Annotated in this window: 20 protein-coding genes and 1 pseudogene; 5 read left to right on the top strand and 16 right to left on the bottom strand. The window is 57.1% G+C overall.

The features are described from left to right. Nucleotide 1: 1 nt before the first annotated feature. The 3 genes from ABJN75_RS22230 to ABJN75_RS22220 form a co-directional block, all read right to left on the bottom strand. On the bottom strand, nucleotides 2–919 hold the full coding sequence (locus ABJN75_RS22230) for an ABC transporter permease (protein WP_348441809.1): 918 nt from the start codon (nucleotides 917–919) through the stop codon (nucleotides 2–4). 12 nt (nucleotides 920–931) lie between these two features. After that, nucleotides 932–1,915, bottom strand: coding sequence for an ABC transporter permease (locus ABJN75_RS22225; protein WP_348441808.1), 984 nt, complete (start codon nucleotides 1,913–1,915; stop codon nucleotides 932–934). 76 nt (nucleotides 1,916–1,991) lie between these two features. Continuing rightward, entirely contained in the window at nucleotides 1,992–3,440 is a 1,449-nt protein-coding gene (locus ABJN75_RS22220) for an ABC transporter substrate-binding protein (protein ID WP_348441807.1), read from the bottom strand. A gap of 299 nt (nucleotides 3,441–3,739) precedes the next feature. Here ABJN75_RS22220 and ABJN75_RS22215 point away from each other — a divergent pair, with 299 nt between their 5' ends. Further along, a complete protein-coding gene (locus ABJN75_RS22215) occupies nucleotides 3,740–4,423 on the top strand; it encodes a GntR family transcriptional regulator (RefSeq protein WP_348441806.1) in 684 nt (227 codons plus the stop codon). Continuing rightward, nucleotides 4,420–5,859 carry an amidohydrolase family protein gene (locus ABJN75_RS22210; RefSeq protein ID WP_348441805.1) on the top strand — a complete coding sequence of 480 codons (1,440 nt, stop codon included), beginning with the start codon at nucleotides 4,420–4,422 and terminating at the stop codon, nucleotides 5,857–5,859. The genes ABJN75_RS22215 and ABJN75_RS22210 overlap by 4 nt, the downstream gene beginning before the upstream one ends. Before the next feature lie 322 nt (nucleotides 5,860–6,181). On the opposite strand, the gene ABJN75_RS22205 is transcribed toward ABJN75_RS22210, so the two are convergent. After that, a complete protein-coding gene (locus ABJN75_RS22205) occupies nucleotides 6,182–7,492 on the bottom strand; it encodes an FAD-binding oxidoreductase (protein WP_348441804.1) in 1,311 nt (436 codons plus the stop codon). 223 nt (nucleotides 7,493–7,715) lie between these two features. Between ABJN75_RS22205 and ABJN75_RS22200 the strand changes: the two are divergent. Further along, a pseudogene (locus tag ABJN75_RS22200) lies at nucleotides 7,716–8,811 on the top strand (IS3 family transposase). Between the two features lie 8 nt (nucleotides 8,812–8,819). Here the strand turns inward: ABJN75_RS22200 and ABJN75_RS22195 are convergent. From ABJN75_RS22195 to ABJN75_RS22140, 12 genes are all read right to left on the bottom strand, one after another. Then, nucleotides 8,820–9,092 carry a hypothetical protein gene (locus ABJN75_RS22195; RefSeq protein WP_348441803.1) on the bottom strand — a complete coding sequence of 91 codons (273 nt, stop codon included), beginning with the start codon at nucleotides 9,090–9,092 and terminating at the stop codon, nucleotides 8,820–8,822. Nucleotides 9,093–9,419: 327 nt separating this feature from the next. Next, complete coding sequence (locus tag ABJN75_RS22190; RefSeq protein WP_348441802.1) at nucleotides 9,420–9,689, bottom strand: pyocin activator PrtN family protein; 270 nt, start codon at nucleotides 9,687–9,689, stop codon at nucleotides 9,420–9,422. 418 nt (nucleotides 9,690–10,107) lie between these two features. Continuing rightward, nucleotides 10,108–10,569, bottom strand: a complete 462-nt coding sequence (locus ABJN75_RS22185) for a dCMP deaminase family protein (RefSeq protein WP_348441801.1) — start codon at nucleotides 10,567–10,569, stop codon at nucleotides 10,108–10,110. Between the two features lie 3 nt (nucleotides 10,570–10,572). Further along, complete coding sequence (locus ABJN75_RS22180; protein ID WP_348441800.1) at nucleotides 10,573–12,009, bottom strand: aldehyde dehydrogenase family protein; 1,437 nt, start codon at nucleotides 12,007–12,009, stop codon at nucleotides 10,573–10,575. 37 nt (nucleotides 12,010–12,046) lie between these two features. Further along, nucleotides 12,047–12,919 (bottom strand): dihydrodipicolinate synthase family protein, encoded by an 873-nt coding sequence (locus tag ABJN75_RS22175; protein ID WP_348441799.1) that lies wholly within the window; start codon nucleotides 12,917–12,919, stop codon nucleotides 12,047–12,049. Between the two features lies 1 nt (nucleotide 12,920). Further along, complete coding sequence (locus ABJN75_RS22170) at nucleotides 12,921–13,283, bottom strand: ferredoxin family protein (RefSeq protein ID WP_348441798.1); 363 nt, start codon at nucleotides 13,281–13,283, stop codon at nucleotides 12,921–12,923. 12 nt (nucleotides 13,284–13,295) lie between these two features. Continuing rightward, the gene (locus ABJN75_RS22165) at nucleotides 13,296–14,072 is read right to left on the bottom strand and encodes an enoyl-CoA hydratase-related protein (protein WP_348441797.1); all 777 of its coding nucleotides are present in this window, start codon (nucleotides 14,070–14,072) and stop codon (nucleotides 13,296–13,298) included. Continuing rightward, nucleotides 14,069–15,241 carry a CoA transferase gene (locus tag ABJN75_RS22160; RefSeq protein WP_348441796.1) on the bottom strand — a complete coding sequence of 391 codons (1,173 nt, stop codon included), beginning with the start codon at nucleotides 15,239–15,241 and terminating at the stop codon, nucleotides 14,069–14,071. The genes ABJN75_RS22165 and ABJN75_RS22160 overlap by 4 nt, the downstream gene beginning before the upstream one ends. Before the next feature lie 10 nt (nucleotides 15,242–15,251). Further along, nucleotides 15,252–16,634 (bottom strand): FAD-dependent oxidoreductase, encoded by a 1,383-nt coding sequence (locus tag ABJN75_RS22155; protein ID WP_348441795.1) that lies wholly within the window; start codon nucleotides 16,632–16,634, stop codon nucleotides 15,252–15,254. A gap of 73 nt (nucleotides 16,635–16,707) precedes the next feature. Then, nucleotides 16,708–17,511 carry an ABC transporter permease gene (locus ABJN75_RS22150; protein WP_348441794.1) on the bottom strand — a complete coding sequence of 268 codons (804 nt, stop codon included), beginning with the start codon at nucleotides 17,509–17,511 and terminating at the stop codon, nucleotides 16,708–16,710. After that, the gene (locus ABJN75_RS22145) at nucleotides 17,511–18,314 is read right to left on the bottom strand and encodes an ABC transporter ATP-binding protein (RefSeq protein WP_348441793.1); all 804 of its coding nucleotides are present in this window, start codon (nucleotides 18,312–18,314) and stop codon (nucleotides 17,511–17,513) included. The genes ABJN75_RS22150 and ABJN75_RS22145 overlap by 1 nt, the downstream gene beginning before the upstream one ends. Before the next feature lie 4 nt (nucleotides 18,315–18,318). Beyond that, the gene (locus ABJN75_RS22140) at nucleotides 18,319–19,362 is read right to left on the bottom strand and encodes an ABC transporter substrate-binding protein (RefSeq protein ID WP_348441792.1); all 1,044 of its coding nucleotides are present in this window, start codon (nucleotides 19,360–19,362) and stop codon (nucleotides 18,319–18,321) included. Between the two features lie 94 nt (nucleotides 19,363–19,456). Between ABJN75_RS22140 and ABJN75_RS22135 the strand changes: the two genes are divergently transcribed. Then, nucleotides 19,457–20,401 (top strand): LysR family transcriptional regulator, encoded by a 945-nt coding sequence (locus ABJN75_RS22135; protein WP_348441791.1) that lies wholly within the window; start codon nucleotides 19,457–19,459, stop codon nucleotides 20,399–20,401. Between the two features lie 325 nt (nucleotides 20,402–20,726). Then, the coding region (locus ABJN75_RS22130) for an IS5 family transposase (protein WP_348441790.1) at nucleotides 20,727–21,065 on the top strand (339 nt) is incomplete at its 3' end.

Genomic DNA, 21,065 nt, shown 5'->3' with positions numbered 1-21,065 from the left:
TCTACCTCAGTTTCGGGTTCAGGGCATCGCGCAACCAGTCGCCCAGAACGTTGACGGCAAGCACGAGCACAACCAGCACGACGGACGGAAAGATCACCACCCACCAGATACCCGAGAACAGGTATTCGTTGCCGATCCGGATCAGCGTGCCGAGCGAGGGTTGGGTTGCCGGCATGCCGACGCCGAGGAACGACAAGGTGGCTTCGGTCAGCACAGCCATGCCGAGGTTGATGGTGGCGATGACCAGTACCGGGCCAAGCACGTTGGGCAGGATATGGTGGATCATGATACCCATGCCCGAAACGCCGTTGATGCGAGCGGCTTGAACGTATTCCTTGTGCCGTTCCACCATAGTGGAGCCGCGGACGGTGCGCGCATATTGCACCCAGTTGGTCAGACCGATGGCAAGGATCATCACCCAGATCGCCGCATCCGCGTGACGGTCTGCAGGCAAAACACCGCGCGCGATGCCGTTCACCAGCAGCGCGACGAGGATGGCCGGGAAACTGAGCAGAACATCCGCCACTCGCATGATTGCCCCGTCCACGGTTCCGCCGACAAACCCGCCCAGCAGCCCCAGCGAAACGCCAAGGGTGGCCGCCAATGCGACGCTGGCAAAGCCGACGATAAGCGACAGACGCAAGCCGTAGAGTATGGAGGAATAAACATCACGGGCCTGCTGGTCGGTGCCCAGCAGATAACGGGGATCGCCGCCTTCGATCCAGGACGGCGGCAGTTCGCTGTCCAGGAGGAAGAGCTGCGAAATGTCGTACGGGTTCTGCGTCGCCAACAGCGGAGCCAAGAGCGCTGCCGCGAAAAGGACGAACAGGCTCAGGCTGGAGATCCGTGCACTCCAAGAGGTGCGAAAGCTCCAGGCGAGATCGCTGTCGAGCGCGCGGGAAAGGGATGAGGATGACATGGTTTCGCCCGTTCAATGTGCGGCACGCGCACCATCGGTGCGCAGGCGCGGGTCGAGCACTGCGTATAGCAGGTCAACGGTTGTGTTGATGATGACGAAGATCAGGCTGACCAACACCAGATAGGCGGCCATTACCGGCACGTCGCCAAAGCTGACGGCCTGAATGAACAATGCGCCCATGCCTGGCCATTGGAAGACAGTTTCGGTGACGATGGCAAAAGCGATGAGGCCACCGAGCTGCAGGCCGAAAATGGTGATGACCGGGATCAGTGTGTTCTTGAGCGCGTGACGGAAATTGATGGAACGGTTGGTCAGACCCCTGGCTCTTGCGAATTTGATATAGTCGGTGCGCAGCACCTCCATCATCTCCGCCCGCACCAACCGCATGATCAGGGTGAGCTGGAAAAGACAGAGCATGATCGAGGGCAGAATCAGGGCCTTGAGACCAGAGAGCGTGAGGAACCCTGTTGACCACCACCCGATATCAACGACCGTTCCCCGCCCGAAGGAAGGCAGCCAGCCAAGCCAGACCGAGAAGACCAGAATCAGCAGAATGCCTGTCACAAAGGTCGGGAGCGAGATTCCAATCAGTGAAAGAAATTGCAGGGTCTGGGCCGAGAGGCTGTGAGGCCGCAATGCGGTGAGAATACCAAGAGGAATGCCCAGGAGCAGCGACAGTCCCGCTGCGACGAGAACAAGCTCCGCGGTGGCGGGGAAACGCTCGGCCAACAGGGAGGAGACCGGTCGCGCATTGCGCCAGGAGAGGCCAAAATCACCAGTCGAGGCTCGGACCACAAAACGCCCGTATTGCACCCAGATTGGTTGGTCGAGGCCAAGGCGTTCGCGCACGGCATCGCGTTCTTCGGTGGTGGCGTTCTCCGCCACCAGGGAGTTCACCGGATCGCCCATGAAGCGGAACATCATGAAGGCAATCAATGCAACGGCGAGCATGACAAAAATCGACTGGATGATGCGTCGGATTAGAAAACCGAGCATGACTGGGTCCTCTCTGGCTGCTGATCTTAACAGATGGGGGAGCCGGAGCAGAGCGCGCTCCGACCCCCAGCGAGGATCATTTTTTGATTTTGGCGTACCACAGGCGCACCAGATCATCGGCGGCCTGAGGGATCTCTACCGTGTCGCGGGCGGCCCATGACAGAGGCTGCTGGTGCAGAGGAAGCCACGGAATGTCCGACTTAGCCAGCATCAATGCTTCCTGCATCAATGCCTGACGCTTTTCCTCGTCGATCTCGACCGCGACGGCCTTTGTCAACTCATCGACCTTCGCGTTGGAATAGCCGTTTGGGGTAAAGGTGCCGTACTCGCCGCCGGGCGTTGCCAGCATCGCCGAGAGAACCGAGAACCCATCAAGCATCGGCAGGGTTGCCCAACCGAGCATGAACACATCAACCTGCCGGTTGTCGACTTTCTGGAAATGCATCTGCCGAGGCTCGGTCACCAAACGCGGCTGGAAACCGGCTTGGGCCAACATCGCAGCCATGGCCTGACAAATGCCCTCATCGTTGACATAGCGGTCATTGGGGCAGTTCAGGTTGAAGGCAAAGCCATCGGGATAGCCGGCTTCGGTCAAAAGCGCCTTGGCCTTCTCCGGATCATATGCCAGTCGTTCGTCCATCGCTTCGGAGAAACCTTTTACCTCCGGCGCGATGAGCGAGCCGGTGACGCGCGACTTGCCGCGCATAATGCGGTCCCGAATGAGGTCCATATTCAGTGCGTGATACATGGCCTGGCGAACCCGCAGATCCTTGAGCGGGTTGCCGTCGACGTTGCCGTCAACAAGCTCGTCGCCCATGTTGATCCCCATCATGATGCTCCTCAGGCCCGGGTTCTGCAGCATGTGCACGCCCTCGGTTCCTTCGATGCGGTCCGCGTCTTGAAGCGGCGCGGGTTCGATCAGGTCGATCTCTCCAGACAGCAGGGCCGCGACACGGGTGGCGTCGGAGCCGATCGGGGTGTGTTCGATACGGGTCAGGTTGTGTTGCGGCGTGTCCCACCAGCCCTCGTTATTGACCAGCACATTCAGCGCATCAGGGCGACGGCTTTCGAGCTTGAACGGGCCTGTGCCGTTGGCATTGTTGGTGGTGTAGCCTTCTTCACCCTGACTGGCATCAATCGGCGCAACCGCGTTGTGGGTTTCAAGCCAGCCCTTATCCATGATGAAAACGTTGGTGAGGTAGTTGTTCAGCAACGGCGTAGGCCCGGCAAGGATGAGGTCGACTGTCAGATCGTCCACAATCTCAACCGCAGTCAGTCCGGGAAGGTTGCCGCGAAGCGGCGATTTCGGATCGACGGCACGCATCAGCGACATCTGCACATCGTCGGCGCCGAAAGTCTCGCCACCCTGGAAGGTTACGCCTTCCCGGAGTTTGAAGCGCACGCGCGTTGGTTCGAGCACTTCCCAGCTTGTAGCGAGGGCAGGTTCAATCTTCAGGTCGGCGTCGTAACGCACCAGAGGCTCGTAAATATGATGGGTAAAGATATTCGTGAAACTGTCGGTCACGGCATGGGGGTCAAGCCCATAGATATCCCGCGCCGTAGCGTAACGCAGGGTTTCGGCGGATGCGCCGGAGGCCGCGATGGTCGCGGCAAAGGCTGTCATGACAAGGTGGCGAAGCATCAGTTAATTCCCCTTTGTTGTTCGGTAGGCCCAAAGAATTGACAGGTATCAGGACCTCGACACCTTATTGCAAACATGATTATGCAAAATTGTCTACAAAAAAAATCGCTTGTGCCGACATTATTGTTGACCTAATTTTAAGCAGAATGAAAATTTTGTGTTCAACCGGGAGACTACCCTGAATGTCTGAGGCAGAAACGAGCGACGCTCCGCAGATGGAAATTTACAACCGTATCTGGCTGTCGATTGCCGAACGCAAGCTGAAGCCGGGCACCCGGCTGAAGGAGGAGCAACTGGCCGAGATCTTCTCGGTGAGTCGCGCTCGCGTCCGCCAGGCCCTCACTGCCCTGGAGCACGACGGGTTGGTAACGCTGGTGCCACATCGGGGAGCATTCGTCTCTCAGCCGTCGATCGTGGAAGCGCGTGATATCTTTTTTTCCCGGCGCACAATTGAATTGAGCCTGGTGTCCCGGCTTTGTGAATCCGCCGGTCCTGACGCAATTGCCCGCCTGGAGGCCCATGTCGCCGAGGAGCGGCAAGCGCGGGTTGCGGGCGACACCAAAGCGACAATTCTATTGTCCGGCGGTTTTCATCTTTTGATCGGTGAACTGGCGGGGTCGCCCTATCTCTGGGATGTCCTGCGCGATCTGGTCTCGCGCACCTCGCTGATCATCGCGATGTATCAGACCCGAAAGCAGGCCGAATGCGGGCCGGACGAACATGCTAAACTGGTCGAGGTGATCAAGAATGGAGACGGACCTCAGGCGAAGCATCTGATGAATCACCATCTTGACCATCTGGAAGGCCAGCTTGATTTGGAGGAAAGCGCGGAATCGTCCGACGACCTGCGGGACCTGCTGGCATGAGCGTGTTGCACGACTTGCTGATCCGCTGCGCGACCATAGTCACGGTTGATTTGAAACGTCGCGTCATTGAGAACGGATGGATCGCCATTGACGCCGACCGGATTTCCGCCATCGGCGCGGGCGAGGCTCCGAAGGCGAAGCGGATCATCGAGCGGCCAGGCCTGATTGCGATGCCGGGATTGATCGACGCGCATTCACATTCCGGCCACGGTCTCGTGCGGGCGGCGGGCGATGGAGATGGCGACCTCTGGTTCCGGATTTGTGAGGAAATCTACGCCGGTGTCGCCACGCCGGCGTTCTGGCGGGCCGAGGCGCGGCTGGCCCAGATGGAACGGCTGAAGGCGGGGGTCACAACCGCCGTTTCGCTGCTCGGCGGAGGCGCAGATGTGATGCGCACCGACACGCCGGAAGCCGGTGATGTTCACAGCGCAGCAACGATCGAGTCAGGCCTGCGGACTTTCGTTGCCGTCGGGCCGGGCCGCTTGCCCTTCCCGAAACATTTTGGAACCGAGCGGCGGGCGGTCAGCTTTGAGCAGCAGATGGAAGTATGTGCCGATCTTATTGCCAGACATGACGATATTCTGGCCCGCCGCACCGGTGTTGCCCTGATCCTGCCGGTCTATTCAAACGCGCACATGGAACTGCACGGACCGGAAATTCGCCGTATGTCGGCGGCAATGCGGACACTGCAGGACAAGGCGGGGGTGCTGTTTACCCAGGACGGGCATCGAACCGGCACCATCGCGCTGGCGCGGGATCTGGGGCTGCTGTCGCCATTGGCGGCGCTGGGACACAGTGTGGATCTCGCTGAGGAGGATTTCGCGGCGCTGCGCGAAACCGGGGCGTCGATCATCCACAACCCCTCCGCCATAATGTCGATCATCGGGCGGTGCCCGGTCCCTGAGCTTTTAGAGGCAGGTGTGACGGTTTGCCTGGGCTCAGATGCCGGCGCCCCGGATCGCGGATTCGATATGTTCCGGCATATGGCGCAGGCGATGCATTACCATCGTCGCCATTTCCGCGATCCCGCGGTCCTGCCAGAGGGCAAGGCATTGGAGCTTTGCACCATAGATGGCGCCAGGGCACTTGGAGTTGCGGATCAGATTGGTTCGTTGGAAGTAGGGAAAAAGGCCGATGTCATCCTTCTTGACGGGCGAAAGCCGCATCTCTGGCCGCCGGTCATGGCGCTGAACCGGATCACGCATTTTGCCAATGCGGCCGATATCGATACCGTCATCGTGGACGGACGCATCCTGATGGAAGAACGCAAGGTTTCGCATCTTGATCTTGGAGAGGTGCTTGCCGACGCCGAAGCCGAAGCGGATCGGGCGTTCGCTGCGTGCGGGCGTATGGACACGCGCCTGGAATCCCCTGAAACTTGGACACAAGCACGGCGGATGGCGGGTGCCTACCGCCCGGCGGGCTCCGAGGATTAGAGCGGTTGTTGTTTTGACGGAAGCGTGCCGTACGTCTGCGAAATAGTCTCTGCATCTTGGCGTCAAGCGACAAGCCGGCTACCTGGCGCACCGCGCTCAGCGGGGTATCGCCCACGGCACTGAGATCAGGTGGGCAAAATTTCTAACTGCTCAGTGCTCGATCATTCGTCCTTCTCGCAACTGGTCGCCGTTAGAAATATCGTTTGGTGCGCCGATCGGCGTTGGTATTTCGGACCGTTCGTTGCGCGGCTTGCACGGCAGGCACGAAACAAGCGGCCTACTCCAAATTCGCCAACTCTGCTGATCTCCGCCCCACCACGGTTTACATGCCGAACTTGTCGCGCAGCGCGTACCACCACGACCCCATTACCGAGTAGGGAACACGGAACATGCGCCCGCCGGGGAACGGATACCACGGCACCTTGGCGAACACGTCGAACCGGGCAAGGTCGCCGTCGATCGCCTCCGACAGGATGCGCCCGAAGGTATGCGATCCGGTAACGCCGTGGCCGCTGTAGCCATGCGCGAAATAGGTGTTGTCACCGATCCGGCCCATCTGCGGCACGCGGCTGAACGAAAGCGCAAAATTGCCGCTCCAGGCGTAGTCGATCCTGACCCCCTTGAGCTGTGGAAACACCTTGTCCATGTTGCGCTGCAATTTCGCCTTGATATCGCTGGGGTCGGCACCACCGTAAACAGTCCCGCCGCCAAACAGCAGCCGCTTGTCGCCAGACAAACGATAGTAATCGAGGATATAGCGGATATCCTCGATGCAGGTATCGGTCGGCAGCAATACCCGCGCCCGCGCCTCGCCCAAAGGCTCGGTTGCCATCACCTGTGTTGACACCGGCATCACCCGCGAGGTCAGCATCGGCACCACGTGCCCCAGATAGGCATTGCCGCACAGAACCAGCGTCTTGCAGGTTATCGACCCTTTGGCGGTCTTGACCACAGGCCGGGCCGCGGCGTGTTCCACATCGATGACCGGGGACATCTCATAGATGATGCCGCCATTGGTCTCAAACGCTGCCGCCTCGCCAAGGGCCAGATTGAGCGGGTGCATATGGCCGCCGGAATGGTCGATCAGCCCTCCGGCATAAAGGTCGGAATTGACGTGTTTGCGCAATTGGTCCTTGTCCAGCATCTCCTGGTTGTTGATGCCGTAGCTGGCCCAGAGCCTCATCCGCTCTTCCAATTCGCCCATATGGGCGCTGGTCAGGCCGGTAAAGATGTTCTTTTCCTTCAGATCGCATTGGATCTCGTAGGTGCTGATCCGCTCGCGGATGATCTCGCCACCCTCCTGCACCAGGCCGGCGACAAAAGTGGCAGTGTCTTGCCCATAGCGTTTCCTGATCGTCTGCAGACTGGCGTTCAGCCCGTTGACGATCTGTCCGCCATTGCGCCCCGAGGCACCCCAGCCGACCCGCGCGCCCTCGATGATGGCAACCTTGTAGCCCTTTTCCGCAAGATTCAGCCCGGTCGAGAGACCGCTGTATCCGGCGCCGACGATGCACACATCGATCTGATGGTCACCCAGCAGCTCCGGCCGCTTTGGCGCCGGATTGGCCGAAACGGCGTAATAGCTTGAGGTGTGACTGCCGTCGCCGGCATAGGGATGGGTCATCGCATTCATCACACGGCGTCCTGATAGCTGTCATATTCGAAATTGGTCACGTGCCGCGCGAATTAGCGGACTTCCCGCATATTGCATTCAACCAACATCGTCTGCAATCGCCGGGAAGAAAATGTTCTATACGTCAGCAGCGTTGGCGCTCGTGAGGTGCTCCCAACAAATTGAACCATTTGAAGCTGGAATTTTCCATTTTTGATCCCTGCGGGGACGGAACGAAAATTCCATGAAGGCATCGAGGTTTTCCGAAGCGCAGATCGCGTTTGTCTTGAAGCAGGCCCAAGGTGATGTTTCTGTTGCTGACGTCTGCCGTAAGGCGGGTATTGGTCAGGCGACGTTTTACAACTGGCGCAGGAAATACGCAGGGCTGATGCCGTCAGAGATGTAGCGCCTGCGTCAGCTTGAAGATGAGAACAATCTGAAGAAGACAGTCGCCGATCTTTCGTTGGATAAAGCCATGCTGCGGGATGTCTTGTCAAAAAAACTCTGAAGCCTGATCGCCGTCGCAAGCTGGTCGATGAGGTTCGTGAGATCTGGAAGGTTACAACCCGGAAGGCTTGTGAGGCTCTGCGGATTGACCGTTCGCTCTACACCTACAAGGCAAAGCGTGGTGATCAGGCAGCGCTCAAACACCGGATCAAGGAGATCTGCGAGACACGTGTGCGGTTTGGATACCGCCGCGTGCACATGCTGTTACAACGAGAGGGCTGGGAAGTGAACCAGAAGCGAATACGGCGGCTTTACAACGAGTTGGGGTTTCAGCTGCGCAACAAGACGACCAAGAGGCGTGTCAAAGCCAAACTGCGTGATGACCGGGCTGAGGCAACCCACACAAACCAGGTCTGGGCAATGGAATTTGTCCACGACCAACTCGCAACAGGCCGCAAGCTTCGTATTCTGACCATAGTCGACACGTTCTCGCGCTTTTCACCGGCGACTGATCCGCGCTTCAGCTACAAGGGAGAAGACGTGGTGCAGACACTCGAACGGGTATGTCGGCAAGTCGGTTATCCGAAGACGATCAGGGTCGATAACGGCAGCGAGTTCGTCAGTCGGGACAGGGATTTGTGGGCCTACGCCAATGACGTAGTCCTCGACTTCTCGCGCCCGGGAAAGCCCACTGACAATGCACATATCGAGTCCTTCAATGGCAGCTTCCGCAGCGAAAGCCTGAACGCGCACTGGTTCATGAGCCTTGACGATGCGCGCGAAAAACTGGAAGCTTGGCGTAGAGACTACAACACCGTTCGCCCCCCAGTGCCATCGAAAACAACGCTCCGATTTCACTGCTAAACTGCTCCGGAGGTGCCTTGGCACCCTGAGCAATAACCTAGGGAAATTTCCAGCCGGGTGGTCCAAGATCGGGGAGCACTTCACCAACATCCAAGAGGTCTTCAATATGCAGGTCGATCAGGTCAGCAATGGTTCTTGCTGTGCCAACTTTTCTGGATCTCAGTTCGCAACCTATGTCGATAAGACGCTCAGTTTCGGATGCCCACTCGCTGGCAAGCGTCTTGAGACGGAATGTTCGTGATGGATATTTTCCTTTGCGCCGAACCTGTGCTCGCCAAGTTCCCTGTTTGGTCCGAACAATGGTTGCCATCCGTGCAGTCCTTTCAATCCGTGCAAATTCCGTGCACATAGGGATCAAACACGGTACAGAACCGTGCGATTTGGTCCCTATGTGCACGCCGATCTTGATATGGTCTATCTGAAAGAAAACTCAAAACATTGAGAAATAAAGAGAACATATTCGCCGTCGCTCCGATGATCGACTGGACGGACAGGGGCTAAATTCGTAAGATAAAACAATCGGATATTGGCATTCTCCTTGTACCAAGTGCCAAAAGCTTTGCGGCGACCTCCATCTCGCCGTTTTACCGTTGCTTGCGGGCTCACGGCACGAATCCTGCCAATTGGCGTCGGGCATCTAGGATCGACTCACACCCTGGAGTTGCTGACACTCCTTCACCGCTGCAGCTCTACGTTTGTCCAGATATTCGGCGAGATCGTTGATGTGGACTCCCTTCGCGCATTTCTGCGACGCCTCCATACGAACAAGGGGGAGGGCGATGTCACCGGCCGAGACCTTGCGGACAAACTTCCCGGTCGTCAGACCGAAGAAGTCCTTTGCTACATCCTCAGCTGGGATAATTGGCCGGCCGGAATACATCGCTATCAGTAGGAATGTCGTGTCCATGACTTCGTAGAGAAGCAGGCTTTTGTGCGCGAGAGAAGACAGACAGTACATCTGGCGTATGGCCGGATAGCAGGGCGAAGAAATCGGATGCTTCGCTTGAGGGAATGAAGCTCAAGGTTGCCGCTCTCACGCTCATAACCTGAAAGTCGCAGGTTCAAACCCTGCTCCCGCGCAACCAACCTAACCTCGTAAGGACGGGGCGCTCTTTGGAGCGGCATGTTTTAGTTTGCGGATCGCCCCGGAGGTTTAAAATTCGCTACCGATCGGCGCAATATTTCCCTGCCCAATACCTTGCGAATGGTATCATACTTTTTTGTGAATCCATTGCAGTTCATGCCTTCGAGCATTGAGCCAAGTTCTGACAAGCCGTTCGCTTTTGGCGGTCAGAACCCGATCAGAAGGGCAAACTCTTGTCAAATTACCTGAATATCTCTAACTCAACGCCAGCTTCGCTCAGGAGTGTCTCTGAAACATCAAAGCTGTGATCCAGTGCCCCGTCATGAGATGGTTTTGCAGGGCAAACCACGCGCTTTATACCGGACTGGATGATCGCGCGGGCGCAGTCCGAACACGGAAACCGGTTGACATACAACGTGCAACCATTGATGGGCACGCCAATGCGTGCCGCGTTGTAGATCGCGTTTCGTTCGCCGTGTTCGAACCAGAAGAATTTTTCGCCGCTTGCCCGATCGTAGCGGTCTTCGATATCGTCGCGGACGCCCCTTGGAAAACCGTTGAAACCTGTGGACCTGATCTCGAGGTCGGGTCCGACGATCACGGCCCCGACCTTGAAATCACGGTCTTCAGTCCATTGCGAAATATGCCCGCAAAGTTCCATAAACCGGCGATCCCATTTTTTCTGCTTGCTTGCGCCGGTCATGGTTCAACCTGCAAATTGATAGCTGGTTTTGACGGTGCTGTAGAATTCAGCCGCATAGCGGCCCTGCTCACGTGGGCCGTAGGACGAGCCTTTGCGCCCCCCGAAAGCAACGTGGTAATCGACGCCCGCCGTTGGCAGGTTGACCATCACCATGCCAACTTCAGCGGAACGCTTGAATTCGCGCGCCATTTTCAGATTTTGCGTGCAGATTCCCGCGGTCAGGCCAAAATCAGTGTCGTTGGCCATGGCCAGCGCATGATCGAAATTCTCCGCCTTGATGATCGATCCGCATGGTCCGAAGATTTCCTCGCGATTGATCCGCATGGAATTGTCGGTTCCAAGAAACAGAGCCGGCGCCTGATAGAATCCCTTCTTGGTCAATTCCAGCCGCTCGCCGCCAATGACCTGAGCCGCTTCGCTGCGCGCCAGTTCGACATATTCGAGGTTCGAATTGAGCTGCTTTGCATCGACGACAGGTCCGATCTGCGTGGAAGCATCCAGTGCGTCGCCAATTTTCAACTGGCCCATCGCCTTGGTCATCGCCGCGGCGAACTCGTCATGGATGCCAGCCTCGACAATCAGCCGGGACGAGGCGGTGCAGCGTTGGCCGGTCGAGAAGAACGTGCCATTGATACAGGCTGGCACAGCGATCGACAGATCGGCGTCGTTCATGACCACCATCGGGTTTTTGCCGCCCATTTCCAGCTGAACCTTCTTCAGCATTCGACCGCAGATTTCGGCGATATGATGCCCGGTCGTCACAGACCCGGTAAATGAAATCGCATCAACGCCGGGGTGGGAGACCAGCGCTTCACCGACGGTCGAACCTCTACCCATCACCAGGTTGAATACGCCTGCCGGGCAGCCGCATTCAACCAGGATTTCCGCGATCACATGCGCGCAGCCGGGCGTCAGATCGGCCGGTTTCATCACCACGGTGTTGCCATAGGCAAGGGCAGGGGCGATTTTCCAGGCCGGGATTGCGATGGGAAAATTCCAGGGGGTGATCAGGCCGACGACACCCACCGGTTCCCGGGTGATTTCGATGTCGATGTCAGGGCGCACGGAAGGTTGGATGTCGCCAACCTGGCGCAGGCATTCTCCTGCGAAGAATTTGAAGACCTGTGAGGCCCGCATGGTTTCGCCAATGCCTTCCGCCAGCGTCTTGCCTTCCTCGCGCGACAGCATTCGTCCGATCTCCTGGCTGCGTTTGGCCAGGGTATTTCCGACGGCGTCGAGCAGATCGTGGCGTGCTTGCGGCGTGATGTTGCGCCAGCCGGGCTGGGCCGCGCGCGCCGCGGCAACGGCTGTATCGATACCGGCTGCATCGCCGTATGAATAGAGTCCGATCACATCGGAGACATCCGAAGGGTTTACGTTTTCGTGGTAGTCGCCCAGGCAGACCCACTCGCCACCCACCAGGCTGTCATATTTTTTCATATCGGCTTTCACTTTTTCTTGGGCTTGCGCCTGCGTTTCAGGACAGTTGATCGAGCACGGCTTGCAACTCCGATTTCCGCTCGTCAGATACGCGTGTGAACGGGGGCAGGAGTTGCTCCCAGTCCGGTTGATTGGTGCGCTGCGCGACAAGATATTTGATCGACGGGATCAGCGACTGCGCGGCGATTGCCTCACGCAGCGTCTTGATGCGCTCGACCAACCCGGCATCGGGATCGGCGCGGGCGCTCCAGAGCAGGGCGCTCAACGCTCCCGTCTGATTGGTGGTCGCAGAAATGCAGCCGGCAAAACCAGATGCATGGGCTTCGGCCAAGGATACTTCCGAGCTCGGAAAAACCGCCAGATCCGGCATGGCTTTGGTCAAGGCACGGCAATAGGCCAGTTGACCGGAAGAATCCTTGATTCCGCGAAACCGGTCAGGCCAGGCTTCATGAAGACGCCGGATCACGGCAATCGGAATCTCCAATCCGGTCATCTGTGGGAAATTGTAAAAATAGATCGCAATCGGGCGGTCACCCAGCGCCACGTGGAGCCGCTCGTACCAGGCGAACAGGCCATCGTCCGACAGCGGCTTGTAGTAATAGGGCGGCAGAACCAGGGCAACACGATAACCCAGTTCGTCAGCGGCCTTGGTCAGCGCGATGGTTTCAGCTAGAGACGGAGTTCCTGTGCCGACCATTAGACGGGAGAGGTCCAGATGTTGTGCCGCCGCGCGCATAATCTTAATGCGCGTCGGGCTGTCAAAGGAATTTGCCTCGCCAGTAGAACCGAGAATGTTTAGACCATCGCAACCGTTCTCCAGCAACCACTGGCAGTTGGACAGGAACAGGTCGGCCAGGAATTCGCCGTGCTCATCCACGGACGTTGGAACGGCAGCAATTACACCATGCATCTCAGGGTTCCTTCGATTTGTCAGTTTCAAGAGCGGTTATGTTGTGCGGCATAGCAGCGACGAGTGGATGGTCAATCTCGGTTGTGGTTGCCTTGGACCATCCGCCGGCTTCCCCCAGTCCGGTAACCGAATCCTCGAAATACTCGCGATTGATCCGGACAAACTCGGCGTCCTTTTCTTCTACCTCGTCGTCATAGCGGATGGCGTCCACCGGACAGACAGACTCGCACAGCCCGCATTCCACACACTCGAATGGTTGGATGTAAAACATCCGGCCGCCTTCGTATATGCAGTCAACCGGGCAAACTTTTGCGCATTCTCCGTCCTTTACATCAATGCATTCGCTCTTGATGACAAGCGTCATGTCGGGCTCCCTTTAAACACCGCGCCATTCGGGCGTGCGCTTTTCCCGGAATGCTGTGACCCCTTCTTCGGCATCCTTGGACGTCAGCGCGGCAATCAGTTCGGGCGTCTCATGCCTATAGGCATCCTGGATCGACATTTCGGCGGTTTCCCGGACTGAGGCTTTGATCGCTTTCAGGCTAAGCGGAGCCGCCGCCAGAATATCAGCCACCCAGCGATCGATTTCGGCGTCCAACTCGTCTGCAGGCACTACCGCATTTAGAAGGCCGTAGCGCATCATCTCTGCCGCCATGATCATCCGACCGGTCATCATCATGCCAACGGCGATATTGCGAGGGATCAGTCGAGGCAGCATCACCATGCCACCGTCAAGCGGCATCCGTCCCACCTTGGCCTCTGGAAGCCCAAAACGCGCAGTCTCCGTAGCAATCAGGATATCGCAGCCCATTGCCATTTCCAGCCCGCCACCCAGTGCCAAACCATTAATCCGCGCAATGACCGGAATCTTCAGTGTCGTGCGCATCGCCATCTGGCGAAATCCGCTGTTGCTAAAGTCTTTCCAGTATTCGATCCCGCTTTTTCCGCTGTCGCTTTTCAGATCCGCGCCGGCCGAAAACGCTTTTTCGCCGGATCCGGTCAGAACAACACATCGGACGTCCGGGTTGGCTTCGATCTCTTCCCAGATTTCTTGCAACCGGATCTGCGTTGTGGAATCCATCGCATTCATGCGATCGGGCCGGTTAATGGTGACACGCGCCACGCCGTCCAGAATTTCGAATATGACGCTCATACCGCGACCTTGCCGCTTTCGACGGTCAGATTGAATTCGCGGATAATTTCGTCGGTGTGTTCTCCCAATCGCGGAGGGGTGCGGCGGATGTGGACAGGCGCGTCACTGAGATGCACGGGGGATCCGACAACGGTAAAGGCGCCTAACAACGGGTGATCCATTTCCAGCAGCATGTCATTGATCGCGGTCTGCGGATCATCCAAGGCCTCGCCGAGCGAGCGGACAGGAGCACAGAGCAAATCCTGTTCTTCCAGCCGGGCCAGCCAATGGGCAGTGGTGTTCGTCGCAAAGGATTTACGGAATAGATCCTGCAAGAAAGGCTTGTGTTTGCGTTGGGCTGCAAGGTCAGGATACTGGGATGAAATATCCTCGATTTCCAGAGCGTTGCATATGTCCCGAAGCGGATTGGCCTTGAAGGCGCCAACCACAACCACAGCGCCGTCGGTCGTTTCAAACGCACCGGTTAAAGGCATTGCCGCCCAGTTCAGCACTTCCCTGTGTTTGCTCCACTGCGCAGCCTCCTGCATCTGCATGGCGATCATCGAGTCGTAAAGGGACACATTCACTTTTTGCCCAACGCCGGATTTCTCTCGGGCCAGCAGAGCCGCGAGGACACCCTGAACGAGATGCATCCCGGCCGAATAATCACACAGTGTTGTTGGATATATCGAGTGCGGGATCGATGGGTCGGCGGTCTTTTCCATGACGCCGCTCATAGCCTGGGCCAAGACATCCTGTCCGCCCTTGAAGGCGTAGGGGCCGGTTTCGCCATAGCCTGTTCCCGAGGCAAATATAATTCGGGGGTTGATCTCCTTGAGCGTTTCGTAGCCGAAACCGAGGCGGTCCATGACGCCGGCGCGGAAGTTGTTCATGACGACGTCAGAAACGCGGACCAGATCATAAACCATCTGCTTCCCGACGGCTGATTTGGTGTCAATCTCGATTGATCGCTTGTTGCGGTTCAAGGAGGAAAACACTGCATTGTTCATCGCCAGCTCTGATCGCTCGCCGAAGAAATCGCGGGATAGATCGCCCTCATTAGGCCGTTCGACCTTGATCACATCGGCGCCGAAATCCCCCAGCATCTGGGTGGCGCAGGGACCCATCATGACCTGGGTGAAGTCGAGCACGCGAACGCCAGCTAAAGGCAGGTTTGAACCATCGGTCATTGATACGTCCTCATACAGAAATTGGTTGGTTGTCGAGCAAGGCGTTGGCTGAAGGAACATCCCCCGGATCAGCTCCTTGCGCCCGCATCTGGGCTTGGATCAGCTTGGCATCGACGGCGCGGAGCGCGGAATTGCCGTTCAAGGCCAGGGATACGGCAATGCCAGCAGCCTCGCCCTGCACCATGCAAGGCGGAATTTCGCGTGAGCTTTTCTGAGCATCGCTGTCGACTGAATAGTGGCGGCCGGCAACGATAAGGTTGTCCAACCCCTTCGGCAACAAGGCGCGGTAGGGAGTGTAGTAATCGCGGCCCCGGCACACGCTGTCGGCAAAGTGGCGTCGATTTTGCACGTCATCCTTTGTCACCACGTATTCGCCGCGCAGAAGCCGGGTCTGGCGGATACCCATTTGTTCGGCGGCTCCCAGCATCTTGGCGTTCTCAAAGCCGGGTATGTTGGCCCGGGCAAATGCCAGCAGGTTCATCATCCGCTCGCGTCCCTCATATTCAGCCCCAACCATGTCTTCCGGCGACATTCCGTCATATCCGGTCATGTGCGGGCAATTGCACCAGACGATGCCGGGAAGCGGGGTTTTCAACCACCACATGCCCCAGGCGCCGCCGATAGCCCGTCGCGCCTGCCGGTCGAGCTTCTTGTATTCTTCCGGGTTGGCGTATTCAAAGGCTTCCGCTTTGTCGGTATCGACATCGCAGAGCCGGAAAACAGTGGTGACGATATATTCGCCCTGCACGAAATCAGCCCCGGCCGAGGCGGCAAGATCAAGATCGCCGGTGGCATCAATGACCATATCGGCCATTAATGCCTGGCGTCCAAGCTTGGTCTGGCAGACGACACCCTTGACCTTGCCATCTTCTACAATCGCTTCGGAAAACCAGCTGTGCAAACGCAAATTGATGCCGCATTCCTTCACCAGGTCAAGGCTGACACGTTTCCAGGCATCCGGATCGAAGGCGACCGCGTGGATGATTGGTTGCGGCATTCCGGTTTCGTGAAAATTGATGCATCCCCATCGCGACCATTTTTTCCACATCTCCCAGTTTTTCACGCAGTCTTCGCTCGGCGGGTAAACTGCGGCGTTCTGGGATTGCAAACGATCAACGAATTCGGAAACGATGCCTGTCGTGACGATTTCATCAGGGCGATTGTCTTTGCCCGGATTGACCATGTCATCCAGCACCAAAACCATACCGCCAGAGGCCATACCTCCGAGATGGTGGTAGCGCTCGATCAATGTGACGGAACAGCCGTTACGGGCTGCCGATACGGCAGCCGACACTCCGGCCGGGCCTGCGCCAACGACAACCACGTCAGTTTTGGAAACAACGGGAACCTGTTGGGCTTTCAGTGTGACATTATCGTTTGATTGTTTGGACATAGTAAACTCCTGTGGATTTGGACCCAGCGAGCCCAAGTCACCGTTAGTTTGAGAAATTTCGGGTCCGTCGGCGCTACCAGCGAACCACCAGGCGTTCGGTGATCGACACTGCAACAAACAGGAGAACCGACAATCCCGAGGACATAAACACGGTCGCGTAAAGCAACGGGGCACGGAAATTGAATGTCGAGTCGATGATCAGCGCGCCCAGACCGACATCGGCGCCGACCCATTCTCCGACAATGGCTCCGATGACACAGGTTGTTGCGGCAATCTTCAGGGCAGAGAAGAGGAACGGCAGAGAGGATGGCAGCCGAATTTTCCAAAACACCTCGGCTTTCGACGCCGACAAAATTCTCGCCAATTCCAGTGACTGATCACTGACGGACTGCAGGCCGCGCACCATATTGACGAGTGTCGGAAAGAAACAGATCAGTGCGGCAATCACCACTTTTGCGGTCAATCCGGCTCCAAAAATCAAAACTAGGATGGGGGCAATTGCCAGAATCGGGATCGTGTTGACGAACACCGCAATCGGGAAGATTGCCCGCTCGATCGTGCGGTTGTGCACGAATGCCACAGCGATCAGGATTGCGGCCAGATTGCCTGCAAAAAAGCCGAGAACACTTTCGTAGAAAGTGGGCCAAAAATTCTCCATCAGGATGGGGAATTTGTCGACAAATGTGGTGGCAACCTCGCTGGGTGCCGGCGCAATATAGGTCGGCACACCGAAAAGCCGTACGCCAAACTCCCAGATCAGCAGCAACAGCACTACTGTGGCCAACGGGATCGCCGCCGATTGAAACTTGCGCCGGCGATCGGCGAGACGCTCTTCCTGAAAAACTTGCCTATCTATTTCAGCGCGGATAACAGACATCAGCAGGTCTCCAGGAGTTCGCGCAGACGAGCCGTGTATTTGGTGAACTCTTGCGTGTCGCGAATTTTGATCTCGCGCGGGTAGGGCAGGTCGATGTCCACCACTTCGCGCAACCGTCCCGGATGAGCCTGCAGCATCAGAACTTTCTGACCCAGGAATACCGCTTCGGGGATGGAGTGCGTGACGAACAAAATGGTGACGCCGGTTTCTTCCCAAATCCGCAGCAATTGCAGGTTGAGATGGTCACGTGTGATTTCGTCCAGCGCCCCAAACGGCTCGTCCATCAAAAGCAGCTTGGGCTTGCAAACCAGTGCGCGCGCGATGGCGACCCGCTGGCGCATACCGCCCGACAATTCATGTGGCAGCGCGTTTTCACGGCCTTTCAGACCCACCAGGTCCAAGAGCTCTGTCGGAGTCTTGTCGCTGACAGGAATATTCACGCCCCGTTTGCGGCCCATTTCCAGGGGAAGCTCGACGTTTTGCAATGCAGTGCGCCATGGCAACAAAGCCGCATCCTGAAAAACGAACGCGAATTCGCGCGCCAGACGGGCTTCTTCGGTGGTCTTGCCAAGCACTGTCAGATCTCCCGAAGCGCAAGGGATCAGATCGGAGATCAGGCGCAGAAGGGTCGATTTTCCGCAGCCCGACGGGCCGAGAATGGTGTAAAACGACCCCCGCTCGATATCGAGAGTCAGATATTCGATTGCCGTGAACGTTCCAAATTTGACGGATGCGTCCTTCAGCGAAGCGGCAACAGGCGTGGGGCGTGTTGCGCTCTGGTCAATGTGGCTGACTGTGTGCATCGGATTATCCGTAGGTCGGACGGTCGGAAGCGGTCGCTTCAAGCACAGAGAAATCGACCAGATCAGCTATTTTAGGCGCTTCGCCTTCGAACTGGCCAAGCTGGTCATAAATGTCGATCTGTGCCTGCCAGTTTTCAGCTGTCATCGTCCCCCAGCCAGCCTTGGCCGTGTTTTCGTTGAAGGAAAACGCGGTAATCAGATCGACGGCCTTTTTCTCGGCTTCCAGATCCATGTTCGGGTACCGCTCAACCAGAAATTCCACTGCTTGCTGCGGATTGTCATGCACCCAGCCCCAACCTTTGGCTGATACGCGGATCATGTCTTCGACCTTGTCGCGATTTTCGGCCAACGTTGCGTCGGTCACGTAGTACGGGTTGGCGTAAAGCTGAATGCCCGCATCCCACAGGGTCATGTCGACACGCTGATCAGCCAGAACGGACAGCGCGTTGATGTTGGTATTCCAGCCGGTCACCACATCGACCTGGCCGGTCATCAAGGCAGCCATGTCGCCGCCCATGACGGACACCTCGACATCGTCTTCGGAGATACCGTTCTTGGCCAGCAACGCGCGCAGAAGAATCCGCGCCGTGCCCTGTGTGGCGACTTTCTTGCCGATCAGATCCTTTGGCTCACGAACCGGGTTCCCTTTTAACGAGAAATAGGTGAACGGGTGCTGCTGGTATCCGGCGGCAATGCACTTGATCGGGATACCTGCGGCCCGCGCCAGCATCAACGACGGGCTCGAGGAGATCGATCCAAGATTTGCAGCACCGGAGGCTACAGACGCCACACCGTCGATGTTCGGTCCGCCAGGGACAATGTTCAGGCTCAACCCTGCGTCGGAATAGTAACCGAGTTTGTCGGCTGCCACTTCACCCAGGATGCCGTTGGATGCAAGCCATCCCAGTTGCATGTTCACATCGTAGGTTTCCGCGGCGATCCCCTTGCTAAAACTCAAAAGCGAACCCGACATCGCCAGGCCGGACGCGGCGCCCATACCTTTGAGAAGTCCACGGCGGTTGACGTCCATTGTTCTGCTGCTGGTCATTCTGTGTTCCTCCGGTTGATTTGCACCCATTTTTTTATTTTTTTGACTTTAGGCGTAATCTGGGTGTGTCGCATAGGATCAAGTTTAGCCTACAGTGGTGCAGAAATTGCACCGCCAAAATTATGGGGCCGATATGCATTCAAGACTACTCCAGTACATCGACGAGGTCGCACGGCATGGGTCCATTCGGAAGGCGGCCAACGTTCTCAACGTGCCGTCAACATCGGTGACCAGGCAAATTCTCAATGTCGAAAAGCAACTGGGCGTGAAGCTGTTTGAACGCTCACCGGAAGGTGTGGAATTGACGCCTTCCGGGAAAATCGTCCTGGAACATTGCAGAAAGACGATCTACGATTTCAATAACGTCAAGACCATTATCGACGACATCCGGGACCTCCGCACAGGGCATCTGAGCATACAGTGTGTTGATTCATTCACGTTTCATGTTCTACCCCGTATTCTCAGACGGTTCGGTGACGAATATCCGAGTATTTCTCTTTCGGTGACCACTGCTTTTCCAGAGGAAGTGGCGGCGGCGGTTGGAACGGGTGAAGCTGATATCGGGTTCAGTTTTTCAAACATGACCCATTCCAATGTTCGGATTGTCCTGGAAAAAGCCACCCCTTTCGGGGCTGTTATGCGGCCCGATCACCCGCTGGCCGAGAAAACGTCGATCGAGATTGAGGACCTGCGCGGATATCCACTGGTCCGCACGATCGATGCGCGCGGGCGAAACTCTATTCTGGACCAGCAAATGGACACTGCAGCCGGTGCACTGACGACGCATATTTTTAGCAATGCGCTGATGATTTCGAAGCAGGCGATCCGCGCCAATCGCGGCGTTGGTATCTATACCAAGATTGGTTTTCTCGAGGAAGTCGAAGCGCGGGAATTGATTTTTGTCCCACTCGCAATGAAATCGCTGCGTGAATACAGGGTTGGCGTGATGATTTCAGCCTCTCACGGTATCGACCCGGTCAAACGCGTGTTTTTAAACACCATCGAGACAGTGTTCAAAATGCTGGATTTTAATGCTTAACGAAGGACCTGACTTCCTTGGTGCTGCCATTGGAGATATGCTTACCGGCGAAAAGACAAGTATATTTCCCATGCGTGCTACCACGGACGCCCTGCGCAGCAACCAGCAGCGTTTTTAACGGGCCGGGAACAGGCCAGTGTCCGATCTCTGGGGGAGCTCATTCAACAGGTGACAGCGTCCAGCTTCTGTTGTGTTTTCGTTTCAGACCTTAGAACTTCTCGATGCAGTCGCATAAATCCTGACAGGTCTAGGCTCCAAACCCAATCAGGCGATTGATTATATTGCTCTGCTGTGATTCCATGCCCGTACAACGGGAGATTTGAACATGGCAAGTGAATTTTGGCTTGATGATCAGCAGTGGGCAAGCATTTCGCCTTTGCTTCCAACCAACCAGCCCGGCGCTCATCGCACCGATGACCGCAGGGTCATCAGTGGGATTATCCATGTGCTGCGCTCGGGGTGTCGATGGCAGGATTGTCCTGCCTGCTACGGACCGCCAACGACGATATACAATCGCTTCCATCGCTGGTCGGCGCGCGGAATCTGGCGGCGATTGTTTGACGCTCTGGTGCAAGCGACCGACCGGGATATCCACATGATCGACAGCACCACCTCCAAGGCCCATCGTTCGGCGGCTGGAGGAAAAGGGGGGCCGATGTCCAGG

It is taken from the genome of Hoeflea sp. (assembly GCF_039975035.1).
GTDB lineage: Bacteria > Pseudomonadota > Alphaproteobacteria > Rhizobiales > Rhizobiaceae > Hoeflea.
Note: the sequence above shows the minus strand (reverse complement) of the source record. Positions and strands in the feature narration are given on the sequence as shown.

Excerpts from the sequence above, each read along its gene's own strand:
- ABJN75_RS22180 (WP_348441800.1), bottom strand. The coding sequence starts at position 12,009 with ATGAAAAAATATGACAGCCTGGTGGGTGGCGAGTGGGTCTGCCTGGGC.
- ABJN75_RS22225 (WP_348441808.1), bottom strand. The coding sequence starts at position 1,915 with ATGCTCGGTTTTCTAATCCGACGCATCATCCAGTCGATTTTTGTCATG.
- ABJN75_RS22215 (WP_348441806.1), top strand. The coding sequence starts at position 3,740 with ATGTCTGAGGCAGAAACGAGCGACGCTCCGCAGATGGAAATTTACAAC.
- ABJN75_RS22140 (WP_348441792.1), bottom strand. The coding sequence starts at position 19,362 with ATGACCAGCAGCAGAACAATGGACGTCAACCGCCGTGGACTTCTCAAA.
- ABJN75_RS22190 (WP_348441802.1), bottom strand. The coding sequence starts at position 9,689 with ATGGACACGACATTCCTACTGATAGCGATGTATTCCGGCCGGCCAATT.
- ABJN75_RS22175 (WP_348441799.1), bottom strand. The coding sequence starts at position 12,919 with ATGCATGGTGTAATTGCTGCCGTTCCAACGTCCGTGGATGAGCACGGC.
- ABJN75_RS22165 (WP_348441797.1), bottom strand. The coding sequence starts at position 14,072 with ATGAGCGTCATATTCGAAATTCTGGACGGCGTGGCGCGTGTCACCATT.
- ABJN75_RS22145 (WP_348441793.1), bottom strand. The coding sequence starts at position 18,314 with ATGCACACAGTCAGCCACATTGACCAGAGCGCAACACGCCCCACGCCT.
- ABJN75_RS22155 (WP_348441795.1), bottom strand. The coding sequence starts at position 16,634 with ATGTCCAAACAATCAAACGATAATGTCACACTGAAAGCCCAACAGGTT.
- ABJN75_RS22170 (WP_348441798.1), bottom strand. The coding sequence starts at position 13,283 with ATGACGCTTGTCATCAAGAGCGAATGCATTGATGTAAAGGACGGAGAA.
- ABJN75_RS22195 (WP_348441803.1), bottom strand. The coding sequence starts at position 9,092 with ATGGCAACCATTGTTCGGACCAAACAGGGAACTTGGCGAGCACAGGTT.
- ABJN75_RS22160 (WP_348441796.1), bottom strand. The coding sequence starts at position 15,241 with ATGACCGATGGTTCAAACCTGCCTTTAGCTGGCGTTCGCGTGCTCGAC.
- ABJN75_RS22205 (WP_348441804.1), bottom strand. The coding sequence starts at position 7,492 with ATGAATGCGATGACCCATCCCTATGCCGGCGACGGCAGTCACACCTCA.
- ABJN75_RS22230 (WP_348441809.1), bottom strand. The coding sequence starts at position 919 with ATGTCATCCTCATCCCTTTCCCGCGCGCTCGACAGCGATCTCGCCTGG.
- ABJN75_RS22150 (WP_348441794.1), bottom strand. The coding sequence starts at position 17,511 with ATGTCTGTTATCCGCGCTGAAATAGATAGGCAAGTTTTTCAGGAAGAG.
- ABJN75_RS22185 (WP_348441801.1), bottom strand. The coding sequence starts at position 10,569 with ATGACCGGCGCAAGCAAGCAGAAAAAATGGGATCGCCGGTTTATGGAA.
- ABJN75_RS22210 (WP_348441805.1), top strand. The coding sequence starts at position 4,420 with ATGAGCGTGTTGCACGACTTGCTGATCCGCTGCGCGACCATAGTCACG.